The organism is Yersinia vastinensis, assembly GCF_044905075.1.
Classification (GTDB): domain Bacteria; phylum Pseudomonadota; class Gammaproteobacteria; order Enterobacterales; family Enterobacteriaceae; genus Yersinia; species Yersinia vastinensis.
This window is the reverse complement of record NZ_CP173260.1, coordinates 1,062,317-1,079,960: the sequence shown is the minus strand read 5'-3', so window position 1 is coordinate 1,079,960 and position 17,644 is coordinate 1,062,317. Positions and strand designations below refer to the sequence as shown.

The following is a 17,644-nucleotide window of genomic DNA, read 5'->3' as shown; positions in this document are numbered from 1 at the left end:
AATGACAAAAATGCTCAAAATATCAAAATATTTTTGCTTAATAAGCAATAGTTTTGGATGGAGTTATCATAATGAAAGCAAACTCAGATGAATTGATTACCTTTGTTACTGTCGTGGAGTGTGGCAGTTTTAGCCGTGCGGCAGAGCAACTTGAACAAGCCAACTCAGTCGTGAGCCGAACCGTCAAAAGACTGGAAAGTAAGCTGGGTGTCACACTGCTCAACCGCACTACACGGCAAATCAGCCTGACTCAAGAAGGTGAGCATTATTTTCGGCGGGTACAAAATATTCTGCGCGACATGGCGACAGCTGAAAATGAGTTGCTAGACAGTCAATTGAACCCGAAAGGGTTACTGCGTATTGATGCATCAACTCCGGTAGTGCTACACATTCTAGCCCCGTTGATGGTGGAATTTCGCCAGCGTTACCCTTTAGTCGCCTTATCACTGGTTTCATCCGAGACATTTATTAATCTTATCGAGCGGAAAGTGGATATTGCGATTAGGGTCGGTACATTGCAGGATTCGACTTTACGTGCCAGAAAACTTATGACCAGTTACCGCCATCTGCTAGCCTCCCCAGCTTATCTAAGGCAGCACGGCACACCAAAAACTGCTGCAGATTTACAGCATCATGTTTGTCTGGGTTTTAATGATCTACCTGTATTAAATCGCTGGCCATTGACCGGCGAGGATGGGCAGCTGCATGAAATAACATCAGATTTAACATCTAATAATGGTGAAACTCAACGTCGTCTGTGTCTTGAGGGGAATGGTATTGCCTGTCTTTCTGACTTTATGATCCAGCAAGATCTGCAACGTGGAGATTTGGTTACGATCCTGGCAGAGCATACTTTACCGGTCGCCATGCCTATTAATGCGGTGTACTACAGTGATCAGGCAGTAAGTAATCGGCTGCGTTGTTTTATTGATTTTATCAATGAGCGCTTACCATCAGACCTCCCTATAAACTAAAAAACCACCCTTCCGAGGTGGTTTTATTCGTTATTTAAGTGGTCGTTAGTCCCACTTTGGTGCCAAACCATCAGGGCTGACCAACCGTTCCCCCCGATCCAGCGTAGCAATCAGCGCCATATCTTCCGCGCTTAATTGTAATTCTTGCGCTAACAAGTTGCTGGCTAAGTTATTCGCTTTAGTTGATGACGGGATAACACTGTAACCCAATTGCATTGCCCAGCTTAAAATCACCTGAGCCGGAGTTGCTGCGTGTTTTTTAGCAATAGCATGAATCATTGGCTCTTCCAGTGCTTTGCCATATGCCAATGTCATATAAGAGGTAATGGCAATACCTTGCTCCTGAGCGAATTCAACCACTTTGCGGTTTTGTAATAGTGGCGACAATTCTATCTGGTTGGTCGCAATGGACTCTGCGCCCACAGCGGCAATCGCCTGCTGCATTAAATCAATGGTGAAATTAGAAACACCAATTTGGCGTGTCAAACCTAACGCTTTGGCCTTTACTAACTCAAGCATAAATTCAGCCACAGGGACTTCATCATTGGGTGATGGCCAGTGAATCAACGTTAAATCCACATAGTCAGTTTTCAACTTCTGTAAGCTCTCTTGCAGGCTAGGAATTAATTTTCCTTGGGCTAAATTAGCAATCCAGATTTTGGTAGTGATAAATAACTCTTCACGTTTAATACCACTTTCTGCAATAGCTTGGCCAACAGCAGCTTCATTTTCATAGATTTGTGCCGTATCAATGGCACGATAGCCCAGAGTTAAAGCCTGACTAACAGAATCAATAACAACTTGGTCTTGAAGGCGAAAAGTTCCTAGGCCGAATGCAGGTATGCTCATCATAGTTCCTCATTTTGAACTGATAAATTTTTTATCTTTGTTAGACAATAGGTTATGTCTGTTTAAAACTAGCGGCTTATTAGGAAACTCTTCATTTCAGCTTCCTGATAAAATCTGAAACGATTATGCCAAGAGTTTTATTGCCTAAAAACAGTCTATTCAACACAATACTTTTGATAAAAAATCAACAATGCGGAATTAATGTGCTTACGACCAGCGTAGGATCACCAGTGACGTATAAATGTCAGCAAAGACGAAATTGTCTATCTGTAGAAACTCAGCATCAACATAGCTCCCCTTCCCCGTCAGATGATCAAATCACTACTGAGAGGATCGGGCCAGTTACCACTTTCTACCTATCTTTCACAGAACAGCCTTGTGCATCTAACTATTTGTTAAATAACACCAAATTGACGGGATAGATAGTCAGGGAAATAGGGGCGTTCTGGCGTAGCGTTAGGCGTTAGGCGTTAGGCGTTAGGCGTTAGGCGTTAGGCGTTAGGCGTTAGGCGTTAGGCGTTAGGCGTTAGGCGTTAGGCGTTAGGCGTTAGGCGTTAGGCGTTAGGAATATTTTGATAAATCTTTATCGATAGTGATATAGCTAATAGAAAATATATAAAACTTATAATGCAAAAAACCCCTGAATCATAGATTCAGGGGTTTTTTAATAAGTGGCGGAACGGACGGGGCTCGAACCCGCGACCCCCTGCGTGACAGGCAGGTATTCTAACCAACTGAACTACCGCTCCACCGATTCTTTTACGTGTATCTTCCTGATACTTACCCTTAACAGGGCCAGCGCTTCTCGCTGTGCAAAACCGCTTATCGCGATTTTGTCAGTTACCAGATGTCACTCTGATAACTCGTGTTTGATGCCTGGCAGTGTCCTACTCTCGCATGGGGAGACCCCACACTACCATCGGCGCTACGGCGTTTCACTTCTGAGTTCGGCATGGGATCAGGTGGGACCACCGCGCTATGGCCGCCAGGCAAATTCTGTTTTCATCAACTCGCTACACAATCACTCTCATGCAGCCAGCCAATTCAATCTGTAAACTTCGCTGAAAATCTCTCTCAAATACAAAACACCTTCGGTGTTGTAAGGTTAAGCCTCACGGATCATTAGTACTGGTTAGCTCAATGCATCGCTGCACTTACACACCCAGCCTATCAACGTCATAGTCTTTAACGTTCCTTCAGGGGGCTTAAAGCCCCAGGGAAGACTCATCTCGAGGCAAGTTTCCCGCTTAGATGCTTTCAGCGGTTATCTCTTCCGAATTTAGCTACCGGGCAGTGCCATTGGCATGACAACCCGAACACCAGTGATTCGTCCACTCCGGTCCTCTCGTACTAGGAGCAGCCCCTCTCAATCTTCCAACGCCCACGGCAGATAGGGACCGAACTGTCTCACGACGTTCTAAACCCAGCTCGCGTACCACTTTAAATGGCGAACAGCCATACCCTTGGGACCTACTTCAGCCCCAGGATGTGATGAGCCGACATCGAGGTGCCAAACACCGCCGTCGATATGAACTCTTGGGCGGTATCAGCCTGTTATCCCCGGAGTACCTTTTATCCGTTGAGCGATGGCCCTTCCATTCAGAACCACCGGATCACTAAGACCTACTTTCGTACCTGCTCGAGCCGTCACTCTCGCAGTCAAGCTAGCTTATGCCTTTGCACTAACCTCACGATGTCCGACCGTGATTAGCTAACCTTCGTGCTCCTCCGTTACTCTTTGGGAGGAGACCGCCCCAGTCAAACTACCCACCAGACACTGTCCTCACCCCGGATTACGGGGCCGAGTTAGAACATCAAACATTAAAGGGTGGTATTTCAAGGTTGGCTCCACGCAGACTGGCGTCCACGCTTCGATGCCTCCCACCTATCCTACACATCAAGGCTCAATGTTCAGTGTCAAGCTATAGTAAAGGTTCACGGGGTCTTTCCGTCTTGCCGCGGGTACACTGCATCTTCACAGCGAGTTCAATTTCACTGAGTCTCGGGTGGAGACAGCCTGGCCATCATTACGCCATTCGTGCAGGTCGGAACTTACCCGACAAGGAATTTCGCTACCTTAGGACCGTTATAGTTACGGCCGCCGTTTACTGGGGCTTCGATCAAGAGCTTCGCCTTGCGGCTGACCCCATCAATTAACCTTCCAGCACCGGGCAGGCGTCACACCGTATACGTCCACTTTCGTGTTTGCACAGTGCTGTGTTTTTATTAAACAGTTGCAGCCAGCTGGTATCTGCGACTGGCTTCGGCTACGAGAGCAAGTCTCTTCACCTAATGCCAGCGTGCCTTCTCCCGAAGTTACGGCACCATTTTGCCTAGTTCCTTCACCCGAGTTCTCTCAAGCGCCTGAGTATTCTCTACCTGACCACCTGTGTCGGTTTGGGGTACGATTTAATGTTACCTGATGCTTAGAGGCTTTTCCTGGAAGCTTGGCATCAACTACTTCTGCACCGTAGTGCATCGTCATCACACCTCAGCGTTGATAAGCAACCGGATTTACCAGGTCACTCCGCCTACATGCTTAAACCGGGACAACCGTCGCCCGGCTAGCCTAGCCTTCTCCGTCCCCCTTCGCAGTAACACCAAGTACAGGAATATTAACCTGTTTCCCATCGACTACGCTTTTCAGCCTCGCCTTAGGGGTCGACTCACCCTGCCCCGATTAACGTTGGACAGGAACCCTTGGTCTTCCGGCGTGCGGGCTTTTCACCCGCATTATCGTTACTTATGTCAGCATTCGCACTTCTGATACCTCCAGCAAACCTCACAGTTCACCTTCAACGGCTTACAGAACGCTCCCCTACCCAACAACGCCTAAGCGTCGCTGCCGCAGCTTCGGTGCATGGTTTAGCCCCGTTACATCTTCCGCGCAGGCCGACTCGACCAGTGAGCTATTACGCTTTCTTTAAATGATGGCTGCTTCTAAGCCAACATCCTGGCTGTCTATGCCTTCCCACATCGTTTCCCACTTAACCATGACTTTGGGACCTTAGCTGGCGGTCTGGGTTGTTTCCCTCTTCACGACGGACGTTAGCACCCGCCGTGTGTCTCCCGTGATAACATTCTTCGGTATTCGGAGTTTGCATCGGTTTGGTAAGCCGGGGTGGCCCCCTAGCCGAAACAGTGCTCTACCCCCGAAGATGAGTTCACGAGGCGCTACCTAAATAGCTTTCGGGGAGAACCAGCTATCTCCCGGTTTGATTGGCCTTTCACCCCCAGCCACAAGTCATCCGCTAATTTTTCAACATTAGTCGGTTCGGTCCTCAGTTAGTGTTACCCAACCTTCAACCTGCCCATGGCTAGATCACCGGGTTTCGGGTCTATACCTTGCAACTAGACGCCCAGTTAAGACTCGGTTTCCCTACGGCTCCCCTATTCGGTTAACCTTGCTACAAAATATAAGTCGCTGACCCATTATACAAAAGGTACGCAGTCACACCACGAAGGTGCTCCCACTGCTTGTACGTACACGGTTTCAGGTTCTATTTCACTCCCCTCGCCGGGGTTCTTTTCGCCTTTCCCTCACGGTACTGGTTCACTATCGGTCAGTCAGGAGTATTTAGCCTTGGAGGATGGTCCCCCCATATTCAGACAGGATGTCACGTGTCCCGCCCTACTCATCGAGTTCACAGCAAGTGTATTTTTGTGTACGGGACTATCACCCTGTACCGTGCGACTTTCCAGACGCTTCCACTAACACACAAACTGATTCAGACTCTGGGCTCCTCCCCGTTCGCTCGCCGCTACTGGGGGAATCTCGGTTGATTTCTTTTCCTCGGGGTACTTAGATGTTTCAGTTCCCCCGGTTCGCCTCGTTAGACTATGTATTCATCTAACGATAGTGCAACGAATTGCACTGGGTTTCCCCATTCGGGTATCGTCGGTTGTAACGCTTCATATCAGCTTACCGACGCTTTTCGCAGATTAGCACGCCCTTCATCGCCTCTGACTGCCTAGGCATCCACCGTGTACGCTTAGTCGCTTAACCTCACAACCCGAAGGTGTCTTTCGACCACTTGCGTTGTGATTATTTGAGAGACTCTAATACAGGTTACTTATTATCTCAGTACATCTACGGAGAGATAATGTTCAGCTGTATTGTTTCAATTTTCAGCTTGTTCCAGATTGTTAAAGAGCAATATCTTAAACACGACTCGTTAAAGTCATCTTTAAGTTATTTTGTGGTTCATCAAGAACCGGTGATAATGTCTTTCACACATTATCGGATTGGCGTCCCCAAGGGGATTCGAACCCCTGTTACAGCCGTGAAAGGGCAGTGTCCTAGGCCTCTAGACGATGGGGACACGAAAGTCCGATTAAACCGAAATCTAACCGTTTCGCATCAGCATGAGTCGAAACTCACGACATCAACAGGTGCTCTTGCTCATTACTTTTATCAGACAATCTGTGTGGACACTACGCAATGCGTATCGTTAGGTAAGGAGGTGATCCAACCGCAGGTTCCCCTACGGTTACCTTGTTACGACTTCACCCCAGTCATGAATCACAAAGTGGTAAGCGCCCTCCCGAAGGTTAAGCTACCTACTTCTTTTGCAACCCACTCCCATGGTGTGACGGGCGGTGTGTACAAGGCCCGGGAACGTATTCACCGTAGCATTCTGATCTACGATTACTAGCGATTCCGACTTCATGGAGTCGAGTTGCAGACTCCAATCCGGACTACGACAGACTTTATGTGGTCCGCTTGCTCTCGCGAGTTCGCTTCACTTTGTATCTGCCATTGTAGCACGTGTGTAGCCCTACTCGTAAGGGCCATGATGACTTGACGTCATCCCCACCTTCCTCCGGTTTATCACCGGCAGTCTCCTTTGAGTTCCCACCATTACGTGCTGGCAACAAAGGATAAGGGTTGCGCTCGTTGCGGGACTTAACCCAACATTTCACAACACGAGCTGACGACAGCCATGCAGCACCTGTCTCACAGTTCCCGAAGGCACCTAAGCATCTCTGCTAAGTTCTGTGGATGTCAAGAGTAGGTAAGGTTCTTCGCGTTGCATCGAATTAAACCACATGCTCCACCGCTTGTGCGGGCCCCCGTCAATTCATTTGAGTTTTAACCTTGCGGCCGTACTCCCCAGGCGGTCGACTTAACGCGTTAGCTCCGGAAGCCACGCCTCAAGGGCACAACCTCCAAGTCGACATCGTTTACAGCGTGGACTACCAGGGTATCTAATCCTGTTTGCTCCCCACGCTTTCGCACCTGAGCGTCAGTCTTTGTCCAGGGGGCCGCCTTCGCCACCGGTATTCCTCCAGATCTCTACGCATTTCACCGCTACACCTGGAATTCTACCCCCTCTACAAGACTCTAGCTTGCCAGTTTCAAATGCAGTTCCCAAGTTAAGCTCGGGGATTTCACATCTGACTTAACAAACCGCCTGCGTGCGCTTTACGCCCAGTAATTCCGATTAACGCTTGCACCCTCCGTATTACCGCGGCTGCTGGCACGGAGTTAGCCGGTGCTTCTTCTGCGAGTAACGTCAATCACTTCACGTATTAAGTGAAATGCCTTCCTCCTCGCTGAAAGTGCTTTACAACCCGAAGGCCTTCACACACACGCGGCATGGCTGCATCAGGCTTGCGCCCATTGTGCAATATTCCCCACTGCTGCCTCCCGTAGGAGTCTGGACCGTGTCTCAGTTCCAGTGTGGCTGGTCATCCTCTCAGACCAGCTAGGGATCGTCGCCTAGGTGAGCCATTACCCCACCTACTAGCTAATCCCATCTGGGCACATCCGATGGCGTGAGGCCCGAAGGTCCCCCACTTTGCTCTTTCGAGGTCATGCGGTATTAGCTACCGTTTCCAGTAGTTATCCCCCTCCATCAGGCAGTTTCCCAGACATTACTCACCCGTCCGCCGCTCGCCGGCAAAGTAGCAAGCTACTTTCCGCTGCCGCTCGACTTGCATGTGTTAGGCCTGCCGCCAGCGTTCAATCTGAGCCATGATCAAACTCTTCAATTTAAGATTTGTTTGATTTGCTACCCTTTCCTTAATGAAAAGCAAAGAGAGCGATGCTCAAAGATTACTTTCTGCAAATATGCATTCGAACCGAAGTTCAAATGTTTACTGCTTTGGTCACTCTTCAAGACTTTGATATTTCTTCTGCCTGCCGAAACAGGCTTCGATATCGTCTTGCGAGTGCCCACACAGATTGTCTGATAAATTGTTAAAGAGCGTTCGTTACCTGTTTGCCTTGCGGCGAATCTTACGGTAACGCGGGAGGCAGATAATACGCTTTCCCGCTACAGAGTCAACCACTTAATTAGTTAATTTCCTCTGTTCTTCCCGGCCACTCTGTGAAGTTGCTCACAGCGCCGTGTCGATGGATGCGCATTATAGGGAGCAGCTTCAGAATGGCAAGGGTTTATCGTAAAGTTTTTTCCAACTGCTGATTATTTGAACGCAACGACTACTTATGACGCGTTTTTATCGCTTTTGGTAGGTCTGCGAGGCTATTTAGCACCCAATCTGCGCTGGCCTCACCTTCAGCGGTAACAGGCTTGCCGGTGCGAACTAATACTTTAGTACCAATATTTGCCGCTATAGCTGCCTGCATATCCTCAATTTTGTCACCGACCATATAAGAAGAAGCCATATCGATGTTCAATTCGCCTTGTGCTTGCAGTAACATACCTGGCAGTGGCTTACGGCATTCACATGTTTCACGGAACTCCGCTACACTGCCATCGGGATGATGAGGACAGAAATAGATGCCATCCAAATCAACACCACGATCAGCAAGGGACCAATCCATCCACTCTGTTAGGCTTAAGAATTGCTCTTCGGTAAAGATACCGCGCGCAATGCCCGACTGATTGGTGACCAAAACCAAAGCAAAGCCCATTTCTTTCAATTCACGGCAAGCATCAATAACACCGTCTATAAACTGAAAATTATCAATTTCGTGGACATAACCGTGATCGACATTAATTGTACCATCACGATCTAAAAATATTGCGGGGACGGGCTGAGTCACTTATCTACTCCTGAGGGCTATAAACCTTCTTAGTATCGCATGTTTCATTGCCGATTGAGAATGGAAGAGAATCAACGTTGTTAGTTGACTTAGCCGTCTAGACGCCTTAACATCCAATCCATACTTTGGTTCTGCTGAAGTTTACTTTTTATCTAGCCACGGAAATAACGATAAAATAAGAATAATATGATTAAACTTTCTCACATCAGCAAAGTGTTTCAGCAGGGTTCGCGCACCATTACCGCGCTTTCCGACGTGACGCTACACGTCCCTGCTGGACAAATTTATGGCGTTATCGGTGCCTCAGGTGCAGGTAAAAGCACACTGATTCGATGCGCCAATATGTTAGAGCGCCCTACCAGTGGACAAGTTCTGGTCGACGGGCAAGACCTAACCACCTTATCTGAAGGCCAATTAACGCGCGCTCGCCGTCAAATTGGCATGATTTTTCAGCACTTTAACTTACTTTCTTCCCGCACAGTGTATGGCAATATCGCATTGCCTCTTGAGCTGGACAATACGCCACGCGCAGATATAAAGAAGAGAGTGACCGAATTGCTGGAACTGGTCGGCCTATCCGACAAGCAAGACGCTTACCCGGCTAACCTATCTGGCGGACAGAAACAGCGCGTTGCTATCGCCCGTGCGCTGGCCAGTAATCCTAAAGTTCTGTTGTGCGATGAAGCCACCAGCGCGTTGGATCCTGCAACGACTCGCTCAATTCTGGAATTGTTAAAAGATATCAACCGCCGTTTGGGGCTTACCATTTTACTTATCACCCATGAAATGGATGTGGTGAAGCGTATCTGTGACCAAGTGGCCGTTATCAGTGAAGGTAAATTGATTGAAAAGGATAGCGTCAGCGAAGTGTTCTCTCATCCCAAAACACCGCTGGCCCAACAATTTATCCAATCAACTCTGCATCTGGATATCCCAGAGGATTACGCCCAACGTATGACGCAAGAGCCAAGTACAGATAGCGTCCCATTGCTGAAATTGGAATTTACCGGCCAGTCAGTTGATGCACCGTTGATTTCACAAGCCGTGCGTCGCTTTAATATTGATATCGGTATCCTTAGCTCGCAAATGGATTATGCCGGTGGCGTTAAGTTTGGTGTCATGCTGGCTGAGTTGCATGGCGACAATCAAGATAGCCTTGCTGCTATTAAGTTCTTGCAAGATCATCATGTAAAAGTAGAGGTTCTAGGTTATGTCTGAGGCAATGATGTGGTTAATGGCCCGAGGCGTCTGGGAAACTCTAATGATGACCTTTGTATCAGGTTTCTTTGGTTTTGTTCTGGGGTTGCCGGTCGGGGTGCTGTTGTATGTCACCCGCCCCGGGCAAATTATTGCGAACAATAAGGTTTACCGGACCCTGTCTGGTGTGGTGAATATCTTCCGCTCCATACCTTTTATTATCTTATTGGTATGGATGATTCCATTCACTCGGATGATCGTAGGGACATCTATTGGTTTGCAAGCGGCGATTGTACCGTTAACGGTAGGGGCAGCACCCTTTATAGCCCGTATGGTGGAAAATGCTCTGTTGGAGATCCCATCTGGTTTGGTTGAAGCCGCACGAGCCATGGGCGCAACGCCAATGCAAATCATCAAAAAAGTGTTGTTGCCAGAGGCCCTTCCAGGCTTAGTTAATGCGGCCACAATTACCTTAATTACCCTAGTAGGCTATTCCGCTATGGGGGGTGCAGTAGGAGCCGGTGGCTTAGGCCAAATCGGTTATCAGTATGGTTACATTGGTTATAACGCCACTGTAATGAATACTGTATTAGTCTTGTTAGTAATTTTGGTTTATCTGATTCAGTTCAGTGGCGATCGGATCGTAAAAGCCGTTACCCACAAATAGTTGTTGACCATCATAGTGATTAACCAGCGACTGCCTCACACAGCGGCGCATCTTAACGAATGTCTATAGAGGAAGGGATATGTCTTTAAAATTCAAATCGATCGCGGCAGTCAGCGCACTGATTGGTACTCTGGCACTGGTGGGTTGTGGCCCAGCAGAAAAAGATCCAAACCACATTAAAGTGGGCGTTATTGTTGGCGCAGAGCAACAAGTGGCAGAAGTGGCTCAAAAAGTCGCAAAAGACAAATATGGTTTGGATGTTGAGCTAGTAACGTTCAACGACTATGTATTACCAAACGAAGCTCTGAGCAAAGGTGATATTGACCTGAATGCATTCCAGCATAAGCCTTATTTGGATCAGCAAATTAAAGATCGCGGCTACAAACTGGTCGCAGTAGGTAACTCATTCGTTTATCCAATTGCGGGTTACTCTAAAAAAATCAAATCCCTAGAAGAACTGCAACCGGGTTCTCAAGTCGCACTGCCAAATGACCCAACTAACCTAGGCCGCTCTCTGTTGCTGCTGGAAAAAGTGGGTCTGATTAAACTGAAAGACGGTGTTGGCCTGCTGCCAACCGTGCTGGATGTGGTTGAGAACCCTAAAAATCTGAAGCTGGTTGAGCTGGAAGCACCTCAGTTACCACGTTCTTTGGATGACCAGCAAATTGCACTGGCAATTATCAATACCACTTATGCCAGCCAAATTGGCCTGACCCCTGCTAAAGACGGTCTGTTTGTTGAAGATAAAGAATCACCATACGTCAATCTGATCGTTGCTCGCGAAGATAATAAAGATGCGGAAAACGTGAAGAAATTCGTTCAAGCTTACCAGTCTGACGAAGTTTACGACGCGGCAAACAAAGCCTTTAACGGCGGTGCAGTTAAAGGTTGGTAATTGCTCATTGGCTATTTTACTGAAGACGATGTTTACTGAATTCAGTATTTGCTAAATATATTGCAAGACGGGCTATGGCCCGTCTTGTTATTTGCATAATAGATTGCTTCAATAGCGCCTCTCAAATAAAAAAGGCTGAGGAATTTCTATGCGTGCGTTACCTCTGTGTCTGTTAGCCCTTTCGCTAACCGGATGCTCCATGCTTCAATCAAAGCCATCCACCACAGACAGCCCGGTTAAGCAACCGCCTCCGGTTATCAAACCCAGCCCTACGGTTGCGCCTCGTCCGGCTCCCGTCAAACTTTATAAAAGCGCTGAAGAGCTTGTTGGTAAGCCATTCCGCGACTTAGGGGAAGTGTCTGGCGAATCATGTCAGTCTACCGTTCAGGACTCTCCACCGAGTATTGCCGCCGCTCGTAAGAGAATGCAGACTCGCGCCTCTTATATGAAAGCCAATGCGGTATTATTGCACCAATGTGAAATACTGAGTGGCGTCCCCGGCTGCTATCAGCAAGCTGTGTGTCAGGGATCGGCCCTGAATGTTTCTTCAAAATGAGTACATTTTCCTTTAATCAGATTGGTGTTATTCGCTCGCCCTATAAAGAAAAGTTTGCAGTCCCGCGGCAGCCCGGTCTGATTGAAGATGGTGGTGGTGAATTACAACTTTTGGCTCCCTATAACCAGCCAGAAGCTGTTCGAGGCTTGTCAGATTTCAGCCACTTATGGGTGATATTTATTTTTCACCAAACCATGGAAGGTGGCTGGCGTCCAACAGTGCGCCCCCCCCGCCTGGGAGGCAATACCCGGATGGGCGTCTTTGCTACCCGCTCCACATTTCGCCCAAATCCAATCGGGATGTCTCTGATTGAGTTAAAAGCAGTGCGCTGCCAAGGTGGCGAGGTGATTTTGGAGCTAGGTAGCTTAGATCTGGTTGATGGCACGCCAGTGATTGATATCAAACCCTATTTGCCATTCGCTGAGAGCCAGCCACTGGCGCGAGCCGGTTTTGCTCAAACGGCACCAGATACCGATATGCAGGTTTGTTTTTCTATCACCGCAGAGCAGCAATTAACCCAGCAACAACAACGTTATCCATATTTGCGGCGTTTTATTACTCAGGTTTTGGCCCAAGACCCACGCCCAGCCTACCGTAAGGAAGATAACGAAAGCCGTGAATATGCGGTTTTGCTGTTGGAATTTAATGTGCGCTGGCGAGTTATTGGTCGCCAAACGGAAGTGTTATCAATCGACCACTGCTAAATTTCGCCATGCTCTCTTTTGACAACCCGTACTCACTGGTAAACTAAACCACTTTTTACTTTTTTGGCTGCCTCTACTTGCAGTGCTAATGGAACCAAAACATCATGCGTACTAGCCAATATTTGCTCTCCACTCTGAAGGAGACACCTGCTGATGCTGAAGTGATCAGTCACCAACTGATGCTCCGCGCCGGGATGATCCGTAAACTGGCCTCGGGTCTTTACACTTGGTTGCCGACCGGGGTTCGAGTGTTGAAGAAAGTCGAAAACATCGTGCGCGAAGAGATGAATAACGCCGGTGCTATCGAAGTGTCAATGCCCGTCGTCCAGCCAGCTGACTTGTGGCAAGAGAGTGGGCGCTGGGAACAGTATGGCCCTGAGTTGCTACGTTTCGTTGATCGCGGCGAGCGCCCTTTTGTACTCGGCCCAACACACGAAGAAGTAATAACCGATCTGATTCGCGGTGAGATCAACTCTTACAAACAGCTGCCGCTGAATTTCTTCCAAATCCAGACCAAGTTCCGTGATGAAGTTCGCCCACGCTTTGGCGTAATGCGTGCACGCGAGTTCCTGATGAAAGATGCTTATTCTTTCCACACCACTCAGGAATCGCTACAGGAGACTTACGACGCGATGTACGCCGCTTACAGTAAGATCTTCGAGCGTATGGATCTGAATTTCCGTGCAGTATTAGCCGATACCGGTTCAATCGGTGGTAGCGCATCCCACGAATTCCAAGTGCTGGCAGAAAGTGGCGAGGATGATATCGTCTTCTCAACCGGTTCTGACTATGCCGCTAACATCGAGTTTGCTGAAGCAATGGCACCTTCTGAACCTCGTGCAGCCGCCACGCAAGAGTTGCGCATCGTTGATACCCCGAATGCAAAAACCATTGCTGCACTCGTCGAGCAATTCGAACTGCCAGTCGAGAAAACAGTGAAAACGTTGATGGTGCATGCCCATGAAGAGAGCGGCCATAAACTGGTGGCTCTGCTGGTGCGTGGTGATCATGAGCTAAATGAAATCAAAGCTGAAAAGCTGCCGCAAGTTGCCAAACCGCTGACATTTGCCACCGAAGAAGAAATTCGCGCTATCGTGGGTGCAGGTCCTGGTTCTTTGGGTCCGGTTAATCTACCAATGCCTATCGTAATTGACCGTAGTGTTGCGGTCATGAGCGATTTTGGGGCTGGTGCCAATATCGACGACAAACATTACTTTGGCATTAACTGGGAACGTGACTTACCACTGCCGCAGGTTGCCGATTTACGTAATGTTGTTGAAGGTGATATCAGCCCAGACGGCAAAGGTACACTGCAAATCAAACGCGGTATCGAAGTGGGCCATATCTTCCAGCTTGGCACTAAATACTCGGAAGCAATGAAAGCCACAGTTCAAGGTGAAGATGGCCGTAACCAAGTAATGACCATGGGTTGTTACGGTATCGGGGTATCTCGCGTGGTTGCGGCTGCAATTGAACAAAATCATGATGACCGTGGCATTATTTGGCCAGATGCGATTGCGCCATTCCAAGTCGCTATCTTGCCAATGAATATGCATAAATCTTTCCGTGTCAAAGAACTGGCAGAAGAGCTGTATACCATCCTGCGCTCCCATGGTATCGATGTGATTCTCGACGACCGCAAAGAACGCCCAGGGGTGATGTTTGCTGATATGGAGTTGATTGGTGTGCCACATAATATCGTTATTGGCGATCGCAATCTCGACAGTGAAGAAGTGGAATACAAAAATCGCCGTGTTGGTGAGAAACAGATGATTAAAACCAGTGAAATTGTTGATTTCCTACTGAGCCAAATCAAACGTTAATTCGCCAAGACAGATGACAAAAAGCCCTGTATTAACCAGGGCTTTTTTTATTTACATCATTCACTGCTGGCAAACAGCCGAGGCGATATTCATGGACTATTTGCTATCGCAGTTTTTCCCGGCAATAAACTTAATTTCGCCATCTGGAATCATAGATTTATCCCATTGCCCGTCTTCCATTGATGGACGCATACCAAAATGACCTTTTAATGTCAGGAAAACCGGCTCTCCGGCATTTTTCTGCGCATTCATATAGCCATTTTCCAACTCAATATTATTATCTACTGCGAAGCGCCGACCTGTTGCACAGTCGGTAAATTGCGCGGCATCAGCCATATAAACATACATACCACGCAAGGGAATTGGTGTTGCGGGCAAAGCTTCGTTTGGCGTCAGCTGATAATTTAGTGAGGACTTAATCGGCAGACCCTGCTGATCCATCATTTCCAGATTATTGCCTACCGGATGAAAATAACGTTTCTCGCCCTGAGTGTTCGTTAACACCAGCTTATCGGCAGTACGCGCCCATTTCCCGTGGTCCGAGAAGACCCGATTGCCCTCTTTGGTACCCAGATAAGTTTCCTGCAATACGAAAGTACCGTCAGCGTCTAAGAACAGTGATGTCGCTAATCCACTACAGTCAGCACAAGGTAAAACTCCCTGATAACTTTGCAACATAGGTTGTAAATCTTGCTCAACCGGCTGATATCGATTATTACAACCTAATAATGACAGCGCACCTACTGCCAAAAACAGCGTTATTGTTAATTTACTCACAGTCATTCTCCCATACTGTGGTCATAAATAAGGAATGAGGTTGCCCCGTCACAATGCATAACATGCAGGCCCGATATGAGCCTCACTCCTGATGTATTTTACCGCGCAGCGCTTTTGTCGCCCCTTTGCGGACTTTACTTTCAACTCGCCTTATTTTTGAGCCTTTCGTTGGTTTTGTCGCACGGCGTGTTTTTTCCACTACCATTGCTTGGCGAATTAACGCCACCAACCGGGCCAATGCAGCCTCACGGTTCATGTCCTGACTGCGATATTCCTGCGCTTTGATAATGATGACCCCTTCAGCGGTCATCAAATGACTATTTAGCGATAATAACCTTTCTTTATAATACTCTGGCAGGCTTGATGCCTTAATGTCAAAGCGCAAATGGATAGCCGTTGAGGTTTTATTAACATGCTGCCCGCCTGCACCCTGAGCCCGAATTGCCGTCAGTTCAATCTCGCTGTCGGGTAGGCTGACATTATTAGATATAATTAACACGCTTATTGCTCGCTGCCTTGCCACTCATCAAAACTGATTTCCAGACTATTCTGAGCATCTGATAACCAAATAGTTCCCTCTTGCAGCGTAGCCTGTAATGACATGTTGCGGTTAGACAGCGCGGCCAACTTTGCCATCTGTTCATCATTGAGGAAACGTACACGGAGATTTGCATGCCCGGATAATTTATCCTGAATCTGCGGCCACCACACTTTAGCTGCCCGTTCACTGTAGGCATAGAGCACGACTTGCTGTGACTGATTACAGGCTTTGCGCAGTCTCTTTTCTTCAGGAAGCCCCAGTTCGACCCATAATTCGATGCCATTGTGATCGTTATGACGCCAAATTTCTGGCTCATCATCAGCACTCAACCCCTTGGTGAACAACAAACGCTCATCCGCATGACAAATCCATGCTAATAAACGCAGCATCATGCGCTGATCGGTTTCTGATGGGTGCTGTGCGATAGTCAGGTTAACATCCTGAAAAAAATTACGATCCATATCGGCGATGTTAACGGCAGCTTTATGGATGGTTGCTTTTAGTGCCATGAGTGACCTCTTAATTATCTGGCGAGTAGTGTACTTGATTAGGTCTGCCAGCAGCCAGCCAACCGTGCATAAAGAGAGTTATTAGTGTCATCAATACTAAAAAGAAACCTTCGCTTTCACTCTAATATCTCCCCCACTCCTGTGCTATAGTCCTTATAAGTTCAGAGTTTATCTTCGTAGCTTGACAGTGTGACGTTTCCATTGAGAAGCTACCGGGTTAAACTTTTCCGGGAGGATTACTGTGCAGCAATACTGTGAATTAGTACGCCGTTTTTATGCCGAAATTGGAAGTGGTGACCGTGGCTACGTGCCAGACGCACTGCGTTGTGTATTGAAAGCATTGGACGAAGTTGCGGCTAACGACGCACTCCCGTCCTCCGTTAGGGAACAGGCGGCCTTTGCCGCTGCTAACTTATTGGTGAGCGATTATGTCGATGAACGATGAATATCAACCCATCAATTGTGATGACTACGATAATCTGGAACTCGCCTGCCAACATCACCTAATACTGACGTTGAAGTTGAGAGGCGGTGAGATTGTAGAAGGTAAAGCTTGCGATCTGCTGCTGAGAAAAAAGGTCGAATACCTGATTGTCGAGCAGGAAGGGACAATGCGTGAATTACGCCTTGACCATATCGCCAGCTTCAGCCACCCCGAAATCGGGACTGTCGTAGTCAGTGCATCATAACTTCTGCAACTTATACTGACGGGCCACTGAAAAGCGGCCCGTTTTTGTATCTTGACTTCTCACCGCGATAAAGCCCGATTCATCATTATCCAACTCTTTCTATAACTTCAAATGCTATGGCTTCAGACTGGCATAATAGGCGGCCAGATCCGAAAAATCCTCATCAGATAAATTAGAGACATAAGCTCGCATTACTTCAGCCTGCCCCCCGGTACGGTTGCCTTTCTTATAGGCGGCCAGTGACTGCTCGAGATAGACAGCATTTTGCCCCGCCAGACTGGGATACATCGGCACGGAGGTTTTGCCATTCATACCATGGCAAGCAACACAAGTGGCTGATTTTGCCCGACCCGCTTCGATATCATTTTTGGCCAGCGCTGAAAAACTACACAAGCCTAACACCACTAAACTGACGACTAATTTCATCATTGCTCCTCAAAAATAAACGACT

15 protein-coding genes, 2 tRNA genes and 3 rRNA genes are annotated in these 17,644 nt (G+C 47.9%); 9 read left to right on the top strand and 11 right to left on the bottom strand.

Annotated features, from left to right (window positions below; genetic code table 11):
• Window positions 1-71: 71 nt before the first annotated feature.
• Window positions 72-974 (top strand): DNA-binding transcriptional regulator YafC, encoded by a 903-nt coding sequence (gene yafC, locus ACIOG0_RS04910; RefSeq protein WP_050100917.1) that lies wholly within the window; start codon window positions 72-74, stop codon window positions 972-974.
• A 45-nt stretch (window positions 975-1,019) separates the two neighbouring features.
• Here yafC and dkgB read toward each other — a convergent pair whose 3' ends face one another.
• The 7 genes from dkgB to gmhB form a co-directional block, all read right to left on the bottom strand.
• A complete protein-coding gene (dkgB, locus tag ACIOG0_RS04905; protein ID WP_128451366.1) occupies window positions 1,020-1,823 on the bottom strand; it encodes a 2,5-didehydrogluconate reductase DkgB in 804 nt (267 codons plus the stop codon).
• A gap of 672 nt (window positions 1,824-2,495) precedes the next feature.
• A tRNA-Asp gene (locus ACIOG0_RS04900) sits at window positions 2,496-2,572 on the bottom strand.
• A gap of 125 nt (window positions 2,573-2,697) precedes the next feature.
• A 5S ribosomal RNA gene (rrf, locus tag ACIOG0_RS04895) occupies window positions 2,698-2,813 on the bottom strand.
• A 111-nt stretch (window positions 2,814-2,924) separates the two neighbouring features.
• Window positions 2,925-5,829, bottom strand: a 23S ribosomal RNA gene (locus ACIOG0_RS04890).
• A gap of 240 nt (window positions 5,830-6,069) precedes the next feature.
• Window positions 6,070-6,145: transfer RNA gene (locus ACIOG0_RS04885), tRNA-Glu, on the bottom strand.
• 134 nt (window positions 6,146-6,279) lie between these two features.
• Window positions 6,280-7,820 (bottom strand): 16S ribosomal RNA (locus ACIOG0_RS04880).
• Together the 16S, 23S and 5S rRNA genes with 2 tRNA genes alongside form the textbook arrangement of a ribosomal RNA operon.
• A 448-nt stretch (window positions 7,821-8,268) precedes the next feature.
• Window positions 8,269-8,835, bottom strand: coding sequence for a D-glycero-beta-D-manno-heptose 1,7-bisphosphate 7-phosphatase (gene gmhB, locus ACIOG0_RS04875; protein WP_050098140.1), 567 nt, complete (start codon window positions 8,833-8,835; stop codon window positions 8,269-8,271).
• 186 nt (window positions 8,836-9,021) lie between these two features.
• Here gmhB and metN point away from each other — a divergent pair, with 186 nt between their 5' ends.
• The 6 genes from metN to proS all read left to right on the top strand — a co-directional run bounded on the left by metN (window position 9,022) and on the right by proS (window position 14,677).
• Entirely contained in the window at window positions 9,022-10,053 is a 1,032-nt protein-coding gene (gene metN, locus ACIOG0_RS04870; RefSeq protein WP_050098139.1) for a methionine ABC transporter ATP-binding protein MetN, read from the top strand.
• Window positions 10,046-10,699, top strand: coding sequence for a methionine ABC transporter permease MetI (locus tag ACIOG0_RS04865; protein ID WP_050098138.1), 654 nt, complete (start codon window positions 10,046-10,048; stop codon window positions 10,697-10,699). The genes metN and ACIOG0_RS04865 overlap by 8 nt, the downstream gene beginning before the upstream one ends.
• Window positions 10,700-10,778: 79 nt before the next feature.
• Window positions 10,779-11,594 (top strand): MetQ/NlpA family lipoprotein, encoded by an 816-nt coding sequence (locus ACIOG0_RS04860; protein WP_050098137.1) that lies wholly within the window; start codon window positions 10,779-10,781, stop codon window positions 11,592-11,594.
• Window positions 11,595-11,742: 148 nt separating this feature from the next.
• Window positions 11,743-12,150, top strand: coding sequence for an Rcs stress response system protein RcsF (rcsF, locus tag ACIOG0_RS04855; protein ID WP_050098136.1), 408 nt, complete (start codon window positions 11,743-11,745; stop codon window positions 12,148-12,150).
• Complete coding sequence (tsaA, locus tag ACIOG0_RS04850; protein WP_050098135.1) at window positions 12,147-12,854, top strand: tRNA (N6-threonylcarbamoyladenosine(37)-N6)-methyltransferase TrmO; 708 nt, start codon at window positions 12,147-12,149, stop codon at window positions 12,852-12,854. The genes rcsF and tsaA overlap by 4 nt, the downstream gene beginning before the upstream one ends.
• 104 nt (window positions 12,855-12,958) lie before the next feature.
• Window positions 12,959-14,677 (top strand): proline--tRNA ligase, encoded by a 1,719-nt coding sequence (gene proS, locus ACIOG0_RS04845; RefSeq protein WP_050296117.1) that lies wholly within the window; start codon window positions 12,959-12,961, stop codon window positions 14,675-14,677.
• 96 nt (window positions 14,678-14,773) lie between these two features.
• Here the strand turns inward: proS and nlpE are convergent, their stop codons facing one another.
• From nlpE to ACIOG0_RS04830, 3 genes are all read right to left on the bottom strand, one after another.
• Entirely contained in the window at window positions 14,774-15,454 is a 681-nt protein-coding gene (gene nlpE, locus ACIOG0_RS04840; protein WP_050098175.1) for an envelope stress response activation lipoprotein NlpE, read from the bottom strand.
• Window positions 15,455-15,536: 82 nt separating this feature from the next.
• The gene (gene arfB, locus ACIOG0_RS04835) at window positions 15,537-15,953 is read right to left on the bottom strand and encodes an alternative ribosome rescue aminoacyl-tRNA hydrolase ArfB (protein ID WP_050098133.1); all 417 of its coding nucleotides are present in this window, start codon (window positions 15,951-15,953) and stop codon (window positions 15,537-15,539) included.
• A 2-nt stretch (window positions 15,954-15,955) separates the two neighbouring features.
• The gene (locus ACIOG0_RS04830; RefSeq protein ID WP_050098132.1) at window positions 15,956-16,504 is read right to left on the bottom strand and encodes a YaeQ family protein; all 549 of its coding nucleotides are present in this window, start codon (window positions 16,502-16,504) and stop codon (window positions 15,956-15,958) included.
• Window positions 16,505-16,745: 241 nt separating this feature from the next.
• Here ACIOG0_RS04830 and ACIOG0_RS04825 point away from each other — a divergent pair, with 241 nt between their 5' ends.
• Complete coding sequence (locus ACIOG0_RS04825; protein WP_050098131.1) at window positions 16,746-16,949, top strand: YaeP family protein; 204 nt, start codon at window positions 16,746-16,748, stop codon at window positions 16,947-16,949.
• Window positions 16,933-17,193, top strand: a complete 261-nt coding sequence (rof, locus tag ACIOG0_RS04820) for a Rho-binding antiterminator (protein ID WP_050098130.1) — start codon at window positions 16,933-16,935, stop codon at window positions 17,191-17,193. Before ACIOG0_RS04825 ends, rof begins: the two co-directional genes overlap by 17 nt.
• 114 nt (window positions 17,194-17,307) lie before the next feature.
• Here rof and ACIOG0_RS04815 read toward each other — a convergent pair whose 3' ends face one another.
• Window positions 17,308-17,622 carry a cytochrome c gene (locus ACIOG0_RS04815; RefSeq protein WP_050098129.1) on the bottom strand — a complete coding sequence of 105 codons (315 nt, stop codon included), beginning with the start codon at window positions 17,620-17,622 and terminating at the stop codon, window positions 17,308-17,310.
• Between the last annotated feature and the right edge of the window lie 22 nt (window positions 17,623-17,644).